Genomic DNA, 17556 nt, shown 5'->3' with positions numbered 1-17556 from the left:
GCCTGCGGCCCTCGGCAGCCCTCGACGCCCAGGAAGACTGTATGGCGCAGTTACTCGCCTGCGTGGGGGAAGTGAGGTCGTCCACCTGATGGAGGGATAAATGGTGAAATATCAGCGAGCAGTTGTATGTGGCACGAACACGAAGGTGGATCCGTAGCCTCCCTATCGCGCGCACGTCTCCGTGACAGGTCCGCCCTCCGCGCGGTGCAGTCGCACCCGGACGCCCTCCGGCCCGGCGCCGGTCCCCACCGCGTCGGCCGCCGTGCACACCACCTGACGCAGCGCGGTGCGGTTGTCCGTCCAGGCGGGCGGAAGGTACACGTCCACGGTGTCCCGCTCCCGCGTGACGGCGGTCGGCGCGGGAGCCCCGGGCGGGACGAACGTGACCAGGCCGCGGGTGCGTTCGGCCGGGTCGGGGCCCTGGACGAGCCGGTCCATGGCGGCCTGGGGCGCGTCGGGGCCGCCGTAGAGGCGCGAGACGCGTTCGAGGCCGACGGGGGAGGAGAAGTAGAGGTGGAGGGCGGCGGCCGGGTGCCCTCCCGGCAGCGGCAGACCGGAGGCGGGGGCGCCGGCCCGGCCGGGACCCGTGTCGTCCACCCCACAGCCCGCCAGCGGCGACAGAACCAGGACGAGGGCGGGCAAGTGCCGTCTCACGCCGGGTCCCTGGGGAGCGAGAGCGTGAACACGGCGCCTCCCTCGGGGGAGTTGGCGGCTGTGAGGGCGCCGCCGTGGAGGCGGGCGTTCTCCGCGGCGATGGCGAGGCCCAGGCCGCTGCCCTCGCTGCGGGTCCGCGCCGCGTCGCCCTTGGTGAAACGGTCGAAGACGTGCGGCAGGACGTCCTCCGGGATGCCGGGGCCGCCGTCGGTGACGGTGACGACGAGCCGGTCGCCCTCGGCGCGCGCCCGGACGTCCACCGGTACGGACGGACCGCCGTGGCGCAGCGCGTTGCCGATGAGGTTGGCCAGGACGACGTCGACGCGCCGCGGGTCGAGACGGACGCGCAGCCCCGGCGGCACGTCGGCGCCGACCCGCTCCCGCCAGTGCCGCAACGCGAGCGTCTTGCCCACGAGTTCGGCGACATCGATCTCGTCGAGCTCCAGCACGGCGGCGCCGGCGTCGAACCGCGAGATCTCCATCAGGTCCTCGACCATGCGGACGAGCTTGTCCGTCTCGTCGGCGACCAGCTCCAGCGCCTCGGAGGTCTCGGGGTCCAGGCGCCCCGAGGCGGCGTCCTGGTCGAGGACACCGGTGACGGCCGTCATCGCGGCGAGCGGTGTGCGCAGTTCGTGGGAGACGTCCGCGGCGAAGCGGCGTGCCCGGGCCTCCATGGCGCGCAGCGCGGCCGCGTCGCTCTGGAGGGCGGTGGCCATGGAGTTGAACGTCCGCCCGAGGTCGGCCAGTTCGTCGCCGCCGGTGACGGCGATCCGGGTGTCGAGGGCACCCGCGGCCATGTCCTCGGCGGCGGAGCGCAGTTGCCGTACGGGCCGCAGGACGCGGCGGGCCGCCAGCAGCGCCGGGACGACGGCCAGCAGTACGACGGGCAGGACGCCGGCCCGCGCGGCCGCCACGAGGGCGGCGACGTCGCGCTCCTGGCCGGCGAGGGAGAAGGAGGCGTAGACGACCAGGCCCGAGGGCTCGTCCGGCCGGCCGGCGCGGGTGACCGGCAGGGCGACGGCGAGCCGGGGCTCGTCGGCGTGGTGGAAGCGCTGCACGACGGCGGTCCGGGCCGAGGCCGCCGCGCCGCGCAGCCCCTCGGGCAGGGCGGGCGCGGGGCCCGCGGCGGAGACGGGGGAGCCGTCGCGGTAGGCGGCCGCGGTGCGCCAGTCCCGGGAGCCGCCGGCCCGGTCGAGCTGGAGGGCCAGGGCGCGCAGATCCGCCCGGGCGGGCTCGGCCGGCAGGTCGGGGGCCAGGGAGCCGACCTGGGCGCGCAGGTCGTGCACGGCGTCGTCCCGGGCGCGGTCCAGGATCGCGGCCCGGGCCTGACGGAACGTCAGAGCGGCGGCGGCGAGCGCGCTGACCGCAGCGACCAGGACGAACGCGACGACGAGGCGGGCGCGCAGGCCCCTCGGGACGAGGCGGCGCGGGAAACGGGGGGCTCTCACAGCGGCCCGAAGCGGTAGCCGAAGCCGCGCACGGTCCGGACGTAGCGCGGGTTGCGCTGGTCGTCCTCGATCTTGGCGCGCAGCCGTTTCACGCACGCGTCGACGAGGCGCGCGTCGCCGTAGTAGCTGTGCTCCCAGACCTCCTCCAGGAGCTGCCGGCGGCTGAACGTCCGTCCCGGGGAGGCCGACAGGAACAGCAGGAGCTTCAACTCCGAGGGGGCGAGGGTGAGTTCACGGCCGTGCTTGCGCACGCGCACCGCCGAGGCGTCGATCTCCAGATCGCCGTGGACCAGCGGGCCGTCGTGGTGGCCGGCGGCGGGCTGCGTGGGGGCGACGCGGCGCAGCACCGCGCGCATGCGGGCCTCGATGACCTCGGTGTTGGCGGGCTTGACGATGTAGTCGTCGGCGCCCGCCTCCAGGCCCACCACGACGTCGATGTCGTCGCCGCGGGCGGAGAGGATCACGATGGGCACCTGGCCGGCCTCGCGGATGCGCCGGCACACCTCCAGGCCGCTCATGCCGGGCAGCATCAGATCGAGGAGGACGATGTCCGGCGCGAACGGGCCGAGCGACTCCAGGCCGTCCTCGCCGGTGCCGACCGCCTCCGTCTCGTGGCCGTTGCGGCGCAGCCCCAGGGTGACGCCCCGGCGCACGGCGGGATCGTCCTCGATCAGCAGGACGCGTGTCATGGACCGGCCCTCTCCTCTCGCTCGTCGGCGTGACCACCCGCGCGGAACGAAAGGGTGGATACGGGTGGAACATATCTATTCGGGCGATTCGTTGGCCGGTCCCGGCGCCGGTGCCCCCATCGGGGCGGCCGCGCCGGTCTCGTCGCACGTCACCGCCCACGGACCGCCGGGCAGCCCCGACTCGTGGACCCGGACGACCACGTCGGCCGGCCGCTTCCCGCCCGGGATCCCCGGCGCCGCGGCGGCCGTGCACACCAGCTGGTTGACCGCCGCCCGGTCCAGTTCCGACACCAGCCACGGCAGGTACAGCTCCACCGTTCCCGGCGCCGTCGACCCCGCCCGCACCCGGTGCGTCCCGGCCGGCAGGGCGGTGACCAGCCCGCGCGCCCGCTCGTCCCGGGTCGGGCCGGCCAGCAGTCCGTCCAGCGCCTGCTGCGGTCCGGCGCCGGCGGGCGCGGGGCGGGCGACGGGCCAGCTGCCGTTCGGGGCGACGAAGTACACCCGCATCAGGCGGGCGGATCCGGCCGCGCGCGCCCCGCCGGCCGGGGCGCCGTTCGCCGTCGGACCACTGTCGGGGACGCCGCAGGCGGCGAGCGCCCAGGACGCGAGCAGGGCCGCGCCGGCGGCCCGGACCGTCCGCCGCAGAGGTCTGGAAAGGGCCTTCGCCGGCATGCGCCCAGTCTCCCCGCGGACCCGGCCGGACCCCTCGCACCCGCGTCTCACGGCGCGGTCAGCCGTCCGACGTCCACGGTTCCCGCACCCGGGTGCGGCTGCGGCACGGCCGCCCACACGCCCGCCGCGACGGCGAGGGCGGCGGCGAGCGCCAACAGGCCCCGACGCCCGGCCGCCCAGCGCACCCGGAACCGGACCGGATCCTCCACCAGCACCTTCGTCGCCCACGCGGCCAGCAGCGACACCCCGATCGCCACGGCCGTACGGCCCCACCCGCCGACGCCGGACACCGTTTGCGGCAGCAACAGGTACACCGGCCAGTGCCACAGGTACAGGCTGTACGACAGCTCGCCCAGCCGGCGCGGGACCGGGCTCCCGGCCAGCCGTCCGGCACGTCCGTCCGGGTCCTGGGCGAGCAGCCCGATCAGCAGGGCACAGGCCGCGGAGTGCGCGAACAGGCCGCCCCGGAAGAGACCGGGCGCGTTCTGGCCGTCCGTCAGCACCCAGGCCGCGCCGATGACCAGCGCCAGCGCGGCGCACAGCCCGTCCGACGCCCGTCCCGGGACACGGGCGAGCAGCCGCCGGACCGGCACCGTGGCCACCAGCGCGCCGAGCAGCAGCGCGAACGCCCGGGTGTCGGTGCCCTCGTACGCGCGCGTCGTGTCGACGGCGCCCCCGTGGACGACCATCAGCGCGAGCGAGACGAGCGCCCCCGCACCGGCGAGCACGGCCACGCGCCCGTGGCCGCCCCGGCCCCTGCCGACGAGGGCCACGGCCGGCGGCCAGACCAGGTAGAACTGCCACTCGACGGCGATGCTCCACAGATGTGCGAAGACGCGGGTGCCGGAGGCGTTCCAGTACCCGATCTGCTCGGCGACGAAATGCCAGTTCACGGCCTGGGCCGCGACCCACGGCGCGTCGTCGAGCGCGAAGAGCAGAACCGACGGCGACCCGAACGCCCAGGTGAGCAGCAGGGTGGCGACACCCACGACGCCCAGCGCGGGCAGCAGACGGCGGGCGCGCCGGCCCCAGAACGCGGCCAGTGCGATGCGGCCGTGGCGCGCCGTCTCCCCCAGGAGCAGGCCGGTGATCAGGAAGCCGGACAGGACGAAGAAGAGGTCGACGCCCAGGAAACCTCCGCCGAGGTGCCCGGCGTGAAAGAGCAGGACGGCGAGCACGGCCAGCCCGCGCAGGCCGTCGAGCGGGGCGATGCGGGCGGTCCGGTGGGAGCGGGACATGGTGATCCGCACGCGGTTCAACGGCAGCCGAGCTTGCCGTACCGCGCGTCGCCCGTCCACGAGCCGGTCGCCCACTTCGCCGGGTCCGCCGGGGCGAAGCCGTACGCCGTGCCGAGCCGCTCGGTGAACCACTTGGCGAAGGAGGCGGAACCCTGCTGGCAGGAGTGGATGCCGTCGGACGACCGCTGGGCCTTCCCGGCCCCGGCGTCGGTGCCCCACAGCGCGGAGGCGTCGAGGAAGCGCACCTTGCCGCCGCTGCGGTCGGCGACCTCCTTGGCGGCCTTCGGCGCGCTCGCGATCGCGCCCCCGGACTTCTTGTAGAAGTCGTCGATCTTGAAGGGCGGAGCCGAGACGATCACCAGCTCGGCGCCGGCGTCCCGCGCGGTCCTCGCGAGCTTCTCGTACGAGGCCCGCTGCTGCTCGGCGGTGCCCCAGTCGTAGGTGGTGATCTGGTAGGCGATCACGTTCGGGCGGAAGGACGCGATGTTCTTCGCGAGGTCCTTCCACGTGTCCTTCGCGATCGGCCCGGTCGTCTTGTCGCCCTCGACGACGGTGCCGCCGCCGTCGGACGCGGCGTTCTTGACCTCCACACCGCTCGCCTTCAACGCGGCCTCCAGGGGCGGGGCTTCGGCACCGGCGATGGAGTCGCCCATCCAGAGGACCTTCTTGCCCGTCGGCGACGCCGCCGCCGAGTTGTCGGCGCCCGGCTTCGAGCCGCTGTCCTTGTCGTCCCCGGCACCGCAGCCGGTGAGCGCGAGGCCGGTCACCGCCGTGGCGGCGAGGAGGGCGGCGAACGCGGCCCGGCGGCGGGGGCGGCGGGTGTGAGTGGTGGTGTCCTTGTGCATGCCAGCAGGCAATCAGCGCGTCCGGCCGGTTCGCCCCGTGGTCATCGATCGGTCACACAACGGGCAAGGGGCGGTCACCGGCGGGGCCCGGGAAGCGGCGGTGGGCCGAATCGAGTACCCCCGATCGCAATGGCAGCCGGTCCGCGGTGCCGCGCGTCCCTCCAACTCGGAGGAATCAGAGGCGCTTTGAGCGCCTTCCGCGTGCGTCCCGGGTGCCCCGGACCGTTCCGTGACCCGACGGCCGCATCCCGGCCTATTCGGACATACTCCCGTAACACGAAGCGGTTATGGTCCCTTTCCCGCCGTCGAAAGGGAACCGGACTCCATGGACCAGATCACCGGCGCGAGCACCGCCACACGCATCCGGGCGGGGGAGGAGCGTGACCTGGAGCAGCTCACCGACCTCTACAACCACTACGTGACCAGCACCCCGATCACCTTCGACATCGAACCCGTCCGCGCCGCGGACCGCCGCCGGTGGCTGGCCGACCACCCGGCGACCGGCCGGCACCGGCTGCTGGTCGCGGAGGAGGCGGGCACCGTGCTCGGCTACGCCACCAGCGGTCCGCTGCGCCCCAAGCGGGCGTACGAGACGTCGGTCGAGACCAGCATCTACCTTGCCCCGGGGCGCGGCGGGCGAGGGCTTGGCAGCCAGTTGTACCGGGCGCTCTTCGAGGCCCTGGCCGGGGAGGACGTCCACCGGGCCTACGCGGCGATCACCCTGCCCAACGACGCGTCCCTGCGCCTGCACGAACGCTTCGGCTTCCGCCCGGCGGGCGTCCACCGCGAGGTCGGCCGCAAGTTCGGCGCGTACTGGGACGTCGCGTGGCTGGAGAAGGCCCTCCCGGACGCGTCCGGCCGACCGTCCTCCGGGTGAAGAACGCGGTCCTTCCCGCTGTATTCGTCATTCGTCCGGAGCGCGTCACGCGGGCCTCGCCGGATCGGGTGGGTATGGGCGACATCTCTCGCCGCGTATGCCTGGTGCTGCTGACGCTGTACGGGGCCTGTACGGGTTTCCGGGCCTGCTTCGCCCCACGGTCCTGGTACGGCCGCTTCCCGGGTTCGGACTCAGCCGGCTTCCGCGGTCCGGGCCGTACAACGAGCACTTGGCAAGCGATGCCGGGGCCGTGTACATCGCGTTCGCCGTGCTGTCCGTCCCCGCCCTGCGACGGGCGCCGCCTGGCTGGTCTTCAACGTGCTGCATCTCGTCCACCACCTGCGGATGCCGCACGTGTACGGACCGTTGGACCGGACGCTGAACGTGGTGGCGCTCGTCGTGCTCGTCGCGGCCTCCGCCGGTCTGGCGCTGCCCGCGCCGCCCGTGCGAAGGTGAGGCGCGCGGTGATCGGCGGTGATGGAGCGCCGTACGGCAGGAGGGAGCACGGATGATGCCGAAGTCCCAGGAGTCCCAGGGGGACGTTCCGCCCCCGATGGCGCCGGCGGTGCGGGAGGCGTACGGCCCCGGCGACCTCGGCGCGATGCCCCTGTTCGCCGGGGGATTCATCAACTTCGGCCACTGGCAGGGCATCGACCTCGACCGGCCGCTGACCGAGGACGACCGGATCCGCAGCCAGCTGGCGATGTACCGCCATGTGCTCGACGCCGTGGCGCCGGGGGAGGGGCTCTCGGCCCTGGAGGTCGGCTGCGGGCGGGGGACGGGCTGCGCGGTGGCGCTGGAGGAGTACGGCTTCGCGCGGGTCACCGGGATGGACATCCATCCGCAGCAGCTCGAACGCGCCCGCCGGGCCCACTCCGGCCTGCTGGCGGGCCCGGACGAGCGGCTGCGGTTCGTACGGGGTGCGGCCGAGCGGATGCCGTTCGGCGACGCCGGGTTCGACCGGGTGTACAGCGTCGAGGCGGCCCAGCACTTCCGCGATCTCGACGCGTTCGCCCGCGAGACCGCCCGGGTCCTGAGGCCCGGCGGCCGCGCCGTCGTCACCAGCTTCTTCACCCCCGACGACGACCCCGGCCGGGCCGGCCGACTCGCCGGTCTGCTGGACAGTTTCGCCACCGGCCTGGATGTCGCCCACAGCGTTCCGGAACTGACCGGGAGCCTCGAACGGTCCGGTCTGACCGCGATCGAGGTCACCTCGATCGGCGCGTCGGTGTGGCCCGGCTGGGACCGCTGGCTGTCCACGGTGTGGCAACCCGGTACGTGGCCCCGCAACTTTCTGCGGGCCCACCGCGACGGTCTCCTCGACTACTTCACGGTCACGGCGCACCGGCCCGGATCCTGAGACGGCCGCCGCCCGGGATTCCGGCCGGACAGGTCGGGCGGCGCGCCGCTCCCGCGACGCCGCGGACGATGGCAGTGGGCCCGGGGACGGCTCGGGGACGAGACTCAGGTGGCGGTCGGTTCCGGGAGGGCCCAGCACGCGCTCCTCGTAGCGCCCGAGGAGCAGGACGAGGGCCAGCAGCGCGGGAGGCAGGAGCAGGGCGGTGACGAGCGCGGCGAGCAAGGGAAACTCCTTCCCGAAGGCGACGCCTTTCCCTCGCCTTACCGGTCGCTGTACCGGGAAACCGTTTTTCACCCGGTGGGCCGGGGCGGCGGCCGCCACCGGCGGTCAGCTGCCCGGCCGCTTGACCGCGCGCCCGACCAGCACCGTCTCGGCCGTGGTGACGCCCAGGGCGCCGACGTCCCGGGTCACGAACCGGTAGAGGCCGGGCAGGTCGCGGAGCCAGACCGCCAGGTGCAGGTTGGTGTGGCCGGTGGTGGCCAGGGCGCCGTGCACGGCCGGGTGGAGGGCGAGCGTCCGCCCCACCCGGTCCAGGTCCCCGGGCGGCACCTGGAGGCGGAGGCCGGCGTCCACGGCCAGGCCCAACCTCCGTGCGTCGACGTGGACATGGGTCCTCAGCAGCCCCGTGGCGCGGAGGGCGGCGATCCGGCGGCGGACGGTCGACTCGGGACGGCCCGTGGCGCGGGCCACCGCGGCGGCGGACGCACGGCCGTCCTCGGCGAGCGCGGCCAGGACGGCGCGGTCGGTCCCGTCCGGCCGCGCGGACGCCCCGCCGGTCGGCGCGGGGGTGAGGGCGGCCGCCTCCTCGGGGGTCAGGACGTCGTGCCGCCACTGGTCGGCGGTGCGGAAGACGTGCAGGATCGTCTGCGCGTCCACCGAGGTCACCGCGCCGGTGGCCGGGAGCCGGCGGAACACCAGCCGGTGCGGGGCGCCCGGGTCGGCGAGCAGGATCGCGCCGATCTCGTCGCCGCCCGCCGACAGGTCGACGAACGGAATGTCGTCCCGGTCGGCCAGAGCCTTGGCCACGACCTCGGCCTTGCCGCGCAGCACCTTGACCCGCAGGGTCATCGCGGCGGGCAGGGACCCCCGCGGCGGCACCGCCACCACCCGTACCGTCCCCGAGCCGAACAGCGCCGCCCAGCGGCGGTGCACCGCGCGCAGGGGCAGGCTCAGCACCTCGGCGGCGCGTTCGGCGGTCAGCCTGCCGTCGCACTGGAGGGCGGCGACCAGCCGTTGATCGTGGTGGTCGAGGACGTCTTCGCTCATGGATGCGGCCATGATCGCAAGTTTCGCTCATCCGGGCGGGCGCGAGGGCCTCCCGGAGCACCCCGGCGGAGATCGTGGAACCACGCCACCACCGCGCGTCTCACGGAGGACCGATCCATGAACGACCTGCTCAGCGCCATGACCGCCGCGGCCCAGGAGGCCGGGCGGCTCCTGCTGGAGAGCCCGCGCCCCGCCCCGGGCCGCACGATGGACGCCCTGCGCGCCACCTTCGCCTCCGTGGACGACCCGGCCGCCGCCCTGCTCCGCCGCCGGCTGGACGGCCTGGTGCCGGACGCCCGGTGGGCCGGCGAACTCGACACCGAACTGCCTGAGAAGGGCGCGGTGTGGGTGATCGACGCGATCGACGGCGCCGTCCAGTACCTGCGCGGTCTGCCCCACTGGTGCGTCAGCCTCGCCCTGGTCCGCGACCGGGAGCCGGTCGCCGCCGTCCTCCACTCGCCCGTCCTCGGCGAGACCTGCACCGCTGCGCGGGGCGCCGGGGCCCACCGCGACGGGGTCCCCGTCGTGCCCGCCGCCGAGGGAGAACTCGCCGCCGCGATCGTCGCCACCGGCCAGCCGCCGTTCCCCGCGCCCGGCTCCCGGGCCGTGACGGAGGCGGGCCGGGCGCTGAGCGCCGTCGTGCCCGCCGTCGCCGCGGTGCGCAACCTCGGCCCGGTGTCCTGGCAGATCGCCGACGTGGCGGCCGGCCGGCTCGACGGCTTCTGGGAGTACGGCCGGGACGACGCCAACCTCCTCGCCGGTGCCCTCATCGCCCGCGAGGCCGGCGCCACGGTGACCGATCTGGACGGCAACCCCTGGCGGGCGGGTGCGTCCGGCTTCCTCGTCGCACCGCCCGTACTGCACGGCGACTTGTTGGAGGCGCTGACCGCCGGTGCCGCGACCTGGTAGCCGACCGGGTTCCGGGCGCGTCGGCGCCCGGTGACGAACCCGGTCATCCGGCAGATGTGGCCGTCACCGCTCCACGCCTACGTTCTTCTCGTCGCCACCGAACAGCCCACCCCAGGCATCGGGTCCCGGAACGGAGAAGCGCATGACGGAGAAGAACATGACTGAGAAGAACATGAAGGTCCGCATCGTCCTCGACATCGCCTGCGCCTGGTCCGCTCTCGGCTACGCCCGCTTCAAGCATGCGGTCGAGCGGTTCCGGGCCGAAGGCGGCGCGGTCGACGTCGAGTTCCTGCCCTTCCAGATCGTCCCCGACGCCCCGGCCGAGGGGGAGCTCCTCAGCGAGGTGCACCGCCGCGTCTTCGGCCCGTCCGCCGAGGAGCAGACGGCCCGGATGACCGCTCTGGCCGCCCGCAGCGGCCTGGAGCTGAACTTCGACAAGGCGATCTTCACGAACACCCTGGACGCGCACCGCCTCATCGCCCACGCCGCGGCGCAGGACCGAGGCGAGCAGATGGCGCACCGCCTGTTCAGCGCCTACTTCACCGAGGGGCTCAACGTCGCGGACCCGTCCGTTCTCGAGCGCCTCGCCCGCGAGACCGGCGTCGAACAGGCTCCGCTCGCGGGCTCCGCCGAGGTGGCGGCGGGGCAGCGCGTCGTGCGGGACCTGGGCGTCACCAGCGTTCCGGTGTTTCTGTTCGAAGGCGGTGGGAGCCTGGTCGGCGCCCGGTCCGAGGAGGATCTCCTCGCCGCGCTGAGGGAAGCGGCGGTCGGCGCACCGGCGCGGGTACACGCAGCGACGTGATGCCCCTGGGCCCTGGTCACGGGGCTGCCGAGGCCGTCGGCCGAGGAGATCGAGGCGGCGGCCCGGGGGACGAGGCCGCGCAGGGCGACGAGGCCGGGCGCGGGCCGAGGCCGGCGGGCGCGTCCTGCGGCTGCGGCACGCGGTGGCCGCCGCGGCGCCGGACACTGGCTGCCGGATCGTGGCCTGCGCCGCGCCGGTCTGCGACGAACCCGGCGCCCCGGTAGCCCCCCGGTCGCCGCTTCCCGCGGAACGGCCCCTCGCGGGCCGAGGGGTTTCCCCGCCGCGAACGGGGATACGCGCAGGGACGAGCGACAACACCCGGGACGGAAGAAGGGGAACGAGCCCATGAGCGGTGCGGCAACCACCCGCGACAAGGCCGCCCGTCCGCCCGAGGGAGACGTGGTCGCCATCCTGCTGGCGCAGCACGCGCGGATCCGCGAGCTCTTCGCCGAGGTCGAAGCGGCGGAGGGGGAGCGCAAGCGGCAGGCGTTCGACGAGCTGAGGGCCCTGCTCGTCGTCCACGAGACGGCGGAGGAGATGATCGTGCGCCCGGTGGCCCGCGACACCGCCGGCCGGAACGAGGTCGAGGCCCGCAACCACGAGGAGTGGGAGGCGAGCAAGGTCCTCGCCGCGCTGGAGAAGACGGACGTGGGCAGCGCCGAGTTCGATGACCGGCTGCGCGCGTTCGAGAAGGCGGTCGTGGACCACGCCGGGCGCGAGGAGCGGGAGGAGTTCCCCACGATCCGCGCCGGCCGGAGCGAGGCCGAGCTCAGGCGGATGGGGACCCTGGTGCGCGCGGCCGAGAAGATCGCGCCCACACATCCGCACCCGGGGACGGCCGGCTCCTCGCTCGCGCAGTGGAGCGTGGGGCCCCTCACGGGCCTGGCCGACCGCGTGAGGGACGCCATCCGGGCGGCCAACGCCCGGCCGTAACAGGTCAGCCCGGCCGCGCGCACCTGTCGGCGCCGGCCGCCCCGCACGTCGGCCCGCGTTGTCGTACCCCCTTGGCACACTGGCGGAAAGATCCACCGCACTGCACCGAGGGAACCGATGCTCACCACGCTCGCCGTCGAGAACTACCGCTCCCTGCACCGACTGATCGTTCCGCTGGGCCGGCTCAACGTGGTCACCGGGGCGAACGGCACCGGCAAGTCCAGCCTCTACCGGGCCCTGCGGCTGCTCGCCGACTCGGCCCGGGGCGGCGCGGTCGCGGCGCTGGCCCGCGAGGGCGGGCTGCCGTCCACCCTGTGGGCCGGCGAGCGGCGGGGCACGGGCCGTGCGGCGCCCGTCAGCCTGCGCCTCGGCTTCTCCGGGGACGAGTTCGGGTACGCGGTCGACTTCGGGCACCCCGTCCCGACCGCGGGCGGCGAGGGCGCTCCGTCCATGTTCAACCTGGACCCCGAGATCAAGCGGGAGTGCACCTGGGCCGGCCCCGTCCTGCGTCCCGCGGCCCTGCTCTCCGACCGCTCCGGCCCCGCCGTCCGCACCCGCACCGCGGACGGCACCTGGCACCGGACGGTCAACGCCCTCCGCCCCTACGACAGCATGCTCGGCGAGCTCGCCGATCCGCAGCTCGCCCCCGACCTGCTGCGCCTGCGCGAGCACCTGCGGTCCTGGCGGTTCTACGACCACGTCCGCACCGACGCCGGGGCACCGGCCCGCAGTGCCCGGATCGGCACCCGCACCCCCGTCCTCGCCCACGACGGCTCGGACCTCGCGGCCGCGCTCCAGACGATCCGCGAGACCGGCGACCACGAGGCCCTGGACGCCGCCGTGGACGCGGCGTTCCCCGGCAGCGAGGCCGAGATCGGCAACGAGGGTGGCCGGTTCGAGCTGCGGCTGCGCCAGCCCGGCCTGATGCGCCCGCTCGGCGCGGCCGAGCTCTCCGACGGCACCCTGCGTTACCTGCTGTGGGCCGCGGCCCTCCTGACCCCGCGCCCGCCCGCGCTGCTCGTCCTCAACGAGCCCGAGTCCAGCCTCCACCCCGACCTGCTGCCCCCGCTGGCCGACCTGATCCTCACCGCGACCCGGAAGACCCAGATCGTCGTGGTCACGCACGCCCCCGACCTGGCCGAGGCCCTCACGCTCGGCGCCCGCCGCCACCGGCTCGACGTGAACCCCGTCACCCTCGTCAAGGACGGCCTCGGCCGGACGGACGTCGCAGGCCGCGAGGGCCCGCTGGACGAACCGGCGTGGCACTGGCCCAAGCGCTGACGCGCGGCCGGCGTCCCGTGCCGTCCGCGGCACGCAACGCGGCGCCGGGCCCGTCCCGGCCCGGGACGGACCTGGGCCGGTGCATGCCGATCGGCTGGGGCGGCAGCCCGCCGGGGCGGCGCGCGTGGCACCCGGGCTCCGAAGGCGCCGCCCGCTTCCGGCCCGGCACGATCACCTGAACATGCCGCCTCAGTCGGACATATGACGGGCGATCAGGTGGAGCAGCCGCTGGACGGCGGCGTCCGTGTCCGGGCGGAACACGGCGGTGATGCGGGTGTCCAGGTTGGCCGATGTGCCCCGGAGCGGGACGAAGACGACTCCGGGGAGGGCGAATTCGCGCAGCGTCTCGGGGAGGGCGCTGACGCACAGCCCGGAGGCCACGTAGCTGAGCAGGCCGGTGAGGTCGTCGGCGGCGGCCCGGGGCCGGGGGGTGAAGCCCGCTTCGTGACAGGCGAGTTGGAGCTGCTGCGCGAGCGCCGGCAGCGCCGTGGCGTCGGGCAGGACGAAGTCCTCGGCGCGCAGGTCCGCCAGTCCGATCGCTTCCTCACCGGCCAGCCGGTGGCCGGTGGGGAGTGCGGCGGCGAGGCGTTCGACGGCGACGTCCCGGGTGACCAGGCCGGCCGGTACGGGTGAGGGGTCGCGCAGGAACCCCAGGTCGAGGGCGCCCGACCGGACCATTTCCGCCACGGAGGCCGAGGAGTCCTGGCGCAGCTTGATCCGCAGGCCGGGCGTCTCCCGGGCGGCCGCGTCCAGCAGCCGGGGCAGATGGCGGTGGCTGAGGATGCTGACGTACCCCACCCGCACGTCGCCCTCCAGCCCGTGTGCGACGCGCCGCGCCCGTTCGAGGGCGGCGTCCTGGAGGTTGAGCATCCGCCGCGCGTCCGCGGCGAAGGCCGTGCCCGCCGGGGTCGGGCGCACACCGCGCGGCCCCCGCTCCAGGAGGGTCACGCCGATGCCCCGCTCCAGGCGCTGGACGGCCTGGCTGAGGGGTGGCTGGCTCATCGAGAGGCGTTCCGCGGCCCGGCCGAAGTGCTGCTCGTCGACCACGGCCAGGAATTGTTCGAGGAGGCGCCTGGTCAGTTCCATATGCTCAACCATATCTCGATCTACGAAAACATATATTGGACAGACATCCTGCCCGGGGCGTTCACTCGGTCGTGGGGAGCTCCGGCCGACCGGCCGGCGCTTCTTCCCCTCCCGAGAATCCCTGAGCCCCTGGAGTCCTCCGATGCGCTCGCAGGACGTCGCGCGCCTGTTCACCACCCCGGTGAACGCGCCCGCCTACGCCCCCGCCCGGTACCGGTTCACCGACCGCGAGTACCTCAACATCACTTATCGCACCGACCCCGAAGCCCTGCGCCGGATCGTCCCCGAGCCGCTGACCGTCCCCGAGCCGCTGGTCCGCTTCGAGGTCATCCGGATGCCGGATGTGACGGGCCTGGGTGACTACACCGAGGCCGGCCAGCTCATCTCCGTCGAACACGACGGCGAGCACGGCGAGTTCAACCTGGCGATGTACGTCGACAGCGTGCCGGCGATCACCAGCGGCCGCGAACTGAGCGCGTACCCGAAGAAGTTCGGCTCCCCCGTGCTCCGCGTCGACTCCGACACGCTGGTCGGCACCCTCGACTACGGCTCGCTGCGGGTGGCCACCGCCACCATGGGCTACAAGCACGACCCGATGGACCCGGACGAGGCCCGGGCGGAGATCCGTACGCCCACGTTCATGGTCAAGACCGCGCTCGGCTACGACGGTACGCCGCGCATCTGCGAGCTGGTCCGTACCCGGATCGACGACATCACGGTCAAGAGCGCGTTCCGCGGCCCTGCCCGGCTGCAGCTCTTCGCCCACGCGCTGGCGCCGCTCGCGGACCTGCCCGTCCTGGAGGTCGTCGGCGCGAGCCACATCGTGGCCGACCTCACCCTCAGCCCCGCCGAAGCGGTCCACGACTACCTCGCCGGCTGAGGGTTCCCGACACCGCCGGCACCACGGACACCGAGAGAAGCGTGAAGACCATGGACAACAGCACCGAACCGGCGGCAGCGGACGCCGTCCGCCTCCCGGGCACGTACCGGCGGGCCACGATCATCGGCGGCGGGGTGATCGGCATCTCCTGGGCCGGACTGTTCCTCGCCCACGGCATGGACGTCGTCGTCAGCGACCCGCGCCCCGACGTGGAGAAGCTGGTCCTCGACGGCCTGGAGGAGGTCGTCGAGGGCCTGGCCGGACTGGGGCTGCCCACCGAGGGCCTGACCGGCCGGCTGCGCTTCGAGGCCGACCTCGCCACCGCCGTCGCGGATGCCGACGTCGTCCAGGAGAACGGGCCCGAGCGACTGGAGGCCAAGCAGGAGATCTGGCGGACCGTCGAGCGGGCCGCGCCCGCCCACGCGCTGCTGGCCACCTCCACCTCCGGCATCCCGGCCACCGCCATCGCACAGGCGATGCGCCGGCCCGAACGCCTGGTCGTCGGCCATCCCTTCAACCCGCCGCACCTGGTGCCGCTGGTGGAGATCGTGCCCGGCGAGCGGACCTCCCGGGCCACCGTGGAACGGGCCCGCGACTTCTACGCGGCGCTCGGCAAGCGGCCGCAGGTCCTGCGCAAGGAGGTCCCCGGATTCGTCGCCAACCGGCTGCAGTCCGCCCTCTTCCGCGAGGCCGTGCACCTGGTGGCCGAGGGGGTGGTGACCGAGCAGGAGCTCGACGACATCGTCACCGCCTCCATCGGTCTGCGCTGGGCCGTGGCGGGCCCCTTCCGCACCTTCCACCTCGGCGGCGGCCCCGGCGGTCTGCCGCACTTCATCGAGCACCTCGGCCGTGCCATGGAAGCCATGTGGCCGGGCCTGGGCCGTCCCGCCTTCGACGAGACCACCGTCGCCCGGCTGACCGAGCAGGCCCGGCAGGCGTTCGGCGACGTGCCGGTCGGTGAGCTCGCCGCCCGCCGCGACCGCGCGCAGGTCGCCCTGATGCGCGTCCTCGGCGACGCCCCCGGCACACCCGCTCCCACCCGCGACTGACCCCTCACCGCACCTCACCCACCCGGGAAACCACGCATCATGTCTCTCACCGACAAGATCACCCAGGCGATCGCCGCCCCCGCGACGGACGACGCGTTCGACGTCCACGCCGAAACGGCCGACGTCCTGGCCGGCATCGGGCTGAAGCCCGGGGACACCGGCGGCACGATCACCTACTACGGAGCCGACCCCGTGGTGCCCAGCACGCTGCGGCTCGGCGCCGCCTCCGGCATCGCCCTCGTCGCCAAGTCCGCCGCCGTCGCCGCGCTGTGGCGGCAGCGCGGCGGTCCGGGCCAGGACATCGCGATGGACCTGAGGGTGGGCCCGCACCGGCTCTGCCCCTTCTACGACCAGAAGTGGGAGCTGCTCAACGGCTACCCCGCAGGCACCCCGTCCATCCCCAACATGGCCTATGCCAACGCCTTCTACCGGACGGCCGACGGGCGCTGGATGATGCCGTTCAACATCTACCCCAACATCAAGCAGGCCGCGCAGAAGCTGCTGGGCGCACCGGAGGTGCCCGAGGCGGTCGCCGCCGCCATCGCCGGGTGGGACGCCCGCGAGCTGGAGAGGGCCGGGGCCGAGGCCGGTGCGGTGATGCCCATGGTCCGCACGCCGAGCGAGATCCTGACGGAACGCCAGTACACCGACCACCTCGCGCACATGCCGCTGGTGGAGATCACGCGCGTCGGCGACAGCGCGCCCGAGCCGCTGCCCGAGGGCGCGACCGCGCCGCTGGACGGGGTGCGGTCGCTGGGCATGGGCCACATCATCGCGGGCGCCGGCGCCGGCCGGGCGCTGGCCCTGCACGGGGCCGACGTGCTCAACCTGTGGCGGCCGAACGAGCTGGAGCACGACGTCACGTACCGGACGGCCAACGTCGGCGTCCGCTCGGCGACGGTGAGCCCGTACACCCCCGAGGGCCGGGCCCGCGTCCATGAACTCCAAGCGGGGGCCGACGTGTTCTTCGCCAACCGCCGCCCCGGCTTCCTGGAGTCCATCGGCCTGTCGGAGGACGAGGCCATCGCCCGGCGGCCGGGCCTGGTGTACGCGACCGTCTCGCTGAACGGCCGCACCGGCCCCTGGGCCGGCTACCTCGGCTTCGACCAGACCGCGGGCGCGCTGACCGGGCTGCTGCACCTGGAGGGCGACGGCGACAGGCCGGCCCTGCCGCCGATCACGGTGGTCAACGACTACCTGGTCTCGTGGTTCATGACCGCCGGCATCGTGGAGGCCCTGCGCCGCCGGGCCGTCGACGGCGGCAGCTACCGCGTCCACGTCTCCCTGTCCCGCGTCGCCCTGTGGATCCTGAGCATGGGCGTCTTCGACAAGGCGTACGCCACCGCGATCGCCGGCACCGGCGAGGAGCACGCCTACCCCGCCCCGGAGACCTTCACCGCGCAGACCCCGCTCGGCCACTACCAGGGGGTCACCGACCAGGTGCGGATGTCCGGGACCCCGGGCGCGTACCGGCAGATCCTCCTCCCGCGCGGCGCCTGCCGCCCGGAGTGGCTGCCCCGCGGCTGACCGCCGGCCGTCCTCCCCGGCCCCCGGCCGGACCGGCACC

General features: G+C 74.5%; 19 protein-coding genes. 11 read left to right on the top strand and 8 right to left on the bottom strand.

The genetic code is table 11. The features are described 5' to 3' along the window. Positions 1-162: 162 nt before the first annotated feature. The 6 genes from I5Q34_RS26330 to I5Q34_RS26305 form a co-directional block, all read right to left on the bottom strand. Complete coding sequence (locus tag I5Q34_RS26330; protein ID WP_199894906.1) at positions 163-654, bottom strand: GerMN domain-containing protein; 492 nt, start codon at positions 652-654, stop codon at positions 163-165. Continuing rightward, positions 651-2102 carry a HAMP domain-containing sensor histidine kinase gene (locus tag I5Q34_RS26325; RefSeq protein WP_277965723.1) on the bottom strand — a complete coding sequence of 484 codons (1452 nt, stop codon included), beginning with the start codon at positions 2100-2102 and terminating at the stop codon, positions 651-653. The genes I5Q34_RS26330 and I5Q34_RS26325 overlap by 4 nt, the downstream gene beginning before the upstream one ends. Beyond that, positions 2099-2791 (bottom strand): response regulator transcription factor, encoded by a 693-nt coding sequence (locus I5Q34_RS26320; protein WP_199894904.1) that lies wholly within the window; start codon positions 2789-2791, stop codon positions 2099-2101. The genes I5Q34_RS26325 and I5Q34_RS26320 overlap by 4 nt, the downstream gene beginning before the upstream one ends. Positions 2792-2866: 75 nt before the next feature. Continuing rightward, on the bottom strand, positions 2867-3463 hold the full coding sequence (locus tag I5Q34_RS26315; protein WP_234429555.1) for a GerMN domain-containing protein: 597 nt from the start codon (positions 3461-3463) through the stop codon (positions 2867-2869). Between the two features lie 47 nt (positions 3464-3510). Then, positions 3511-4701 (bottom strand): acyltransferase, encoded by a 1191-nt coding sequence (locus I5Q34_RS26310; protein ID WP_199894903.1) that lies wholly within the window; start codon positions 4699-4701, stop codon positions 3511-3513. Between the two features lie 17 nt (positions 4702-4718). Further along, positions 4719-5546, bottom strand: a complete 828-nt coding sequence (locus I5Q34_RS26305) for an SGNH/GDSL hydrolase family protein (RefSeq protein WP_199894902.1) — start codon at positions 5544-5546, stop codon at positions 4719-4721. 325 nt (positions 5547-5871) lie between these two features. Between I5Q34_RS26305 and I5Q34_RS26300 the strand changes: the two genes are divergently transcribed. The 3 genes from I5Q34_RS26300 (at position 5872) to I5Q34_RS26290 (ending at position 7783) form a co-directional block, all read left to right on the top strand. Further along, a complete protein-coding gene (locus I5Q34_RS26300) occupies positions 5872-6423 on the top strand; it encodes a GNAT family N-acetyltransferase (RefSeq protein ID WP_199894901.1) in 552 nt (183 codons plus the stop codon). Positions 6424-6741: 318 nt separating this feature from the next. Beyond that, positions 6742-6879: a hypothetical protein gene (locus I5Q34_RS35065; RefSeq protein ID WP_234429554.1), complete on the top strand. Its 138-nt coding sequence runs from the start codon at positions 6742-6744 to the stop codon at positions 6877-6879. Positions 6880-6931: 52 nt separating this feature from the next. Beyond that, positions 6932-7783 carry a class I SAM-dependent methyltransferase gene (locus tag I5Q34_RS26290; protein ID WP_234429553.1) on the top strand — a complete coding sequence of 284 codons (852 nt, stop codon included), beginning with the start codon at positions 6932-6934 and terminating at the stop codon, positions 7781-7783. Between the two features lie 327 nt (positions 7784-8110). Here the strand turns inward: I5Q34_RS26290 and I5Q34_RS26285 are convergent, their stop codons facing one another. Continuing rightward, complete coding sequence (locus I5Q34_RS26285) at positions 8111-9061, bottom strand: Lrp/AsnC family transcriptional regulator (RefSeq protein ID WP_199894900.1); 951 nt, start codon at positions 9059-9061, stop codon at positions 8111-8113. A 105-nt stretch (positions 9062-9166) separates the two neighbouring features. On the opposite strand from I5Q34_RS26285, the gene I5Q34_RS26280 reads away from it, so the two are divergent. From I5Q34_RS26280 to I5Q34_RS26260, 5 genes are all read left to right on the top strand, one after another. Beyond that, entirely contained in the window at positions 9167-9958 is a 792-nt protein-coding gene (locus tag I5Q34_RS26280) for an inositol monophosphatase (protein WP_199894899.1), read from the top strand. 157 nt (positions 9959-10115) lie between these two features. Further along, positions 10116-10760, top strand: coding sequence for a DsbA family protein (locus I5Q34_RS26275; RefSeq protein WP_199894898.1), 645 nt, complete (start codon positions 10116-10118; stop codon positions 10758-10760). Positions 10761-11105: 345 nt separating this feature from the next. Continuing rightward, positions 11106-11693, top strand: coding sequence for a hemerythrin domain-containing protein (locus I5Q34_RS26270; protein ID WP_199894897.1), 588 nt, complete (start codon positions 11106-11108; stop codon positions 11691-11693). 117 nt (positions 11694-11810) lie between these two features. After that, positions 11811-12974 (top strand): AAA family ATPase, encoded by a 1164-nt coding sequence (locus tag I5Q34_RS26265; RefSeq protein ID WP_199894896.1) that lies wholly within the window; start codon positions 11811-11813, stop codon positions 12972-12974. Next, positions 12953-13153: a hypothetical protein gene (locus tag I5Q34_RS26260; protein WP_199894895.1), complete on the top strand. Its 201-nt coding sequence runs from the start codon at positions 12953-12955 to the stop codon at positions 13151-13153. The genes I5Q34_RS26265 and I5Q34_RS26260 overlap by 22 nt, the downstream gene beginning before the upstream one ends. A 10-nt stretch (positions 13154-13163) precedes the next feature. Here I5Q34_RS26260 and I5Q34_RS26255 read toward each other — a convergent pair whose 3' ends face one another. Next, positions 13164-14060 (bottom strand): LysR substrate-binding domain-containing protein, encoded by an 897-nt coding sequence (locus tag I5Q34_RS26255; protein WP_199894894.1) that lies wholly within the window; start codon positions 14058-14060, stop codon positions 13164-13166. Between the two features lie 142 nt (positions 14061-14202). On the opposite strand from I5Q34_RS26255, the gene I5Q34_RS26250 reads away from it, so the two are divergent. The 3 genes from I5Q34_RS26250 to I5Q34_RS26240 are packed head-to-tail and all read left to right on the top strand — an operon-like array spanning position 14203 to position 17516. Further along, complete coding sequence (locus I5Q34_RS26250; RefSeq protein WP_199894893.1) at positions 14203-14940, top strand: acetoacetate decarboxylase; 738 nt, start codon at positions 14203-14205, stop codon at positions 14938-14940. Positions 14941-14990: 50 nt separating this feature from the next. Further along, positions 14991-15989: a 3-hydroxyacyl-CoA dehydrogenase family protein gene (locus tag I5Q34_RS26245; protein WP_199894892.1), complete on the top strand. Its 999-nt coding sequence runs from the start codon at positions 14991-14993 to the stop codon at positions 15987-15989. Positions 15990-16028: 39 nt separating this feature from the next. After that, complete coding sequence (locus tag I5Q34_RS26240; RefSeq protein ID WP_199894891.1) at positions 16029-17516, top strand: CoA transferase; 1488 nt, start codon at positions 16029-16031, stop codon at positions 17514-17516. Positions 17517-17556: the final 40 nt, after the last annotated feature.

This window comes from Streptomyces sp. AV19 (assembly GCF_015999245.1).
Lineage (GTDB): Bacteria > Actinomycetota > Actinomycetes > Streptomycetales > Streptomycetaceae > Streptomyces.
Note: the sequence above shows the minus strand (reverse complement) of the source record. Positions and strands in the feature narration are given on the sequence as shown.

Excerpts from the sequence above, each read along its gene's own strand:
- I5Q34_RS26320 (WP_199894904.1), bottom strand. The coding sequence starts at position 2,791 with ATGACACGCGTCCTGCTGATCGAGGACGATCCCGCCGTGCGCCGGGGC.
- I5Q34_RS26315 (WP_234429555.1), bottom strand. The coding sequence starts at position 3,463 with ATGCCGGCGAAGGCCCTTTCCAGACCTCTGCGGCGGACGGTCCGGGCC.
- I5Q34_RS26310 (WP_199894903.1), bottom strand. The coding sequence starts at position 4,701 with ATGTCCCGCTCCCACCGGACCGCCCGCATCGCCCCGCTCGACGGCCTG.
- I5Q34_RS26305 (WP_199894902.1), bottom strand. The coding sequence starts at position 5,546 with ATGCACAAGGACACCACCACTCACACCCGCCGCCCCCGCCGCCGGGCC.
- I5Q34_RS26300 (WP_199894901.1), top strand. The coding sequence starts at position 5,872 with ATGGACCAGATCACCGGCGCGAGCACCGCCACACGCATCCGGGCGGGG.
- I5Q34_RS26290 (WP_234429553.1), top strand. The coding sequence starts at position 6,932 with ATGATGCCGAAGTCCCAGGAGTCCCAGGGGGACGTTCCGCCCCCGATG.
- I5Q34_RS26285 (WP_199894900.1), bottom strand. The coding sequence starts at position 9,061 with ATGGCCGCATCCATGAGCGAAGACGTCCTCGACCACCACGATCAACGG.
- I5Q34_RS26280 (WP_199894899.1), top strand. The coding sequence starts at position 9,167 with ATGAACGACCTGCTCAGCGCCATGACCGCCGCGGCCCAGGAGGCCGGG.
- I5Q34_RS26275 (WP_199894898.1), top strand. The coding sequence starts at position 10,116 with ATGACTGAGAAGAACATGAAGGTCCGCATCGTCCTCGACATCGCCTGC.
- I5Q34_RS26270 (WP_199894897.1), top strand. The coding sequence starts at position 11,106 with ATGAGCGGTGCGGCAACCACCCGCGACAAGGCCGCCCGTCCGCCCGAG.
- I5Q34_RS26265 (WP_199894896.1), top strand. The coding sequence starts at position 11,811 with ATGCTCACCACGCTCGCCGTCGAGAACTACCGCTCCCTGCACCGACTG.
- I5Q34_RS26255 (WP_199894894.1), bottom strand. The coding sequence starts at position 14,060 with ATGGAACTGACCAGGCGCCTCCTCGAACAATTCCTGGCCGTGGTCGAC.
- I5Q34_RS26250 (WP_199894893.1), top strand. The coding sequence starts at position 14,203 with ATGCGCTCGCAGGACGTCGCGCGCCTGTTCACCACCCCGGTGAACGCG.
- I5Q34_RS26245 (WP_199894892.1), top strand. The coding sequence starts at position 14,991 with ATGGACAACAGCACCGAACCGGCGGCAGCGGACGCCGTCCGCCTCCCG.
- I5Q34_RS26240 (WP_199894891.1), top strand. The coding sequence starts at position 16,029 with ATGTCTCTCACCGACAAGATCACCCAGGCGATCGCCGCCCCCGCGACG.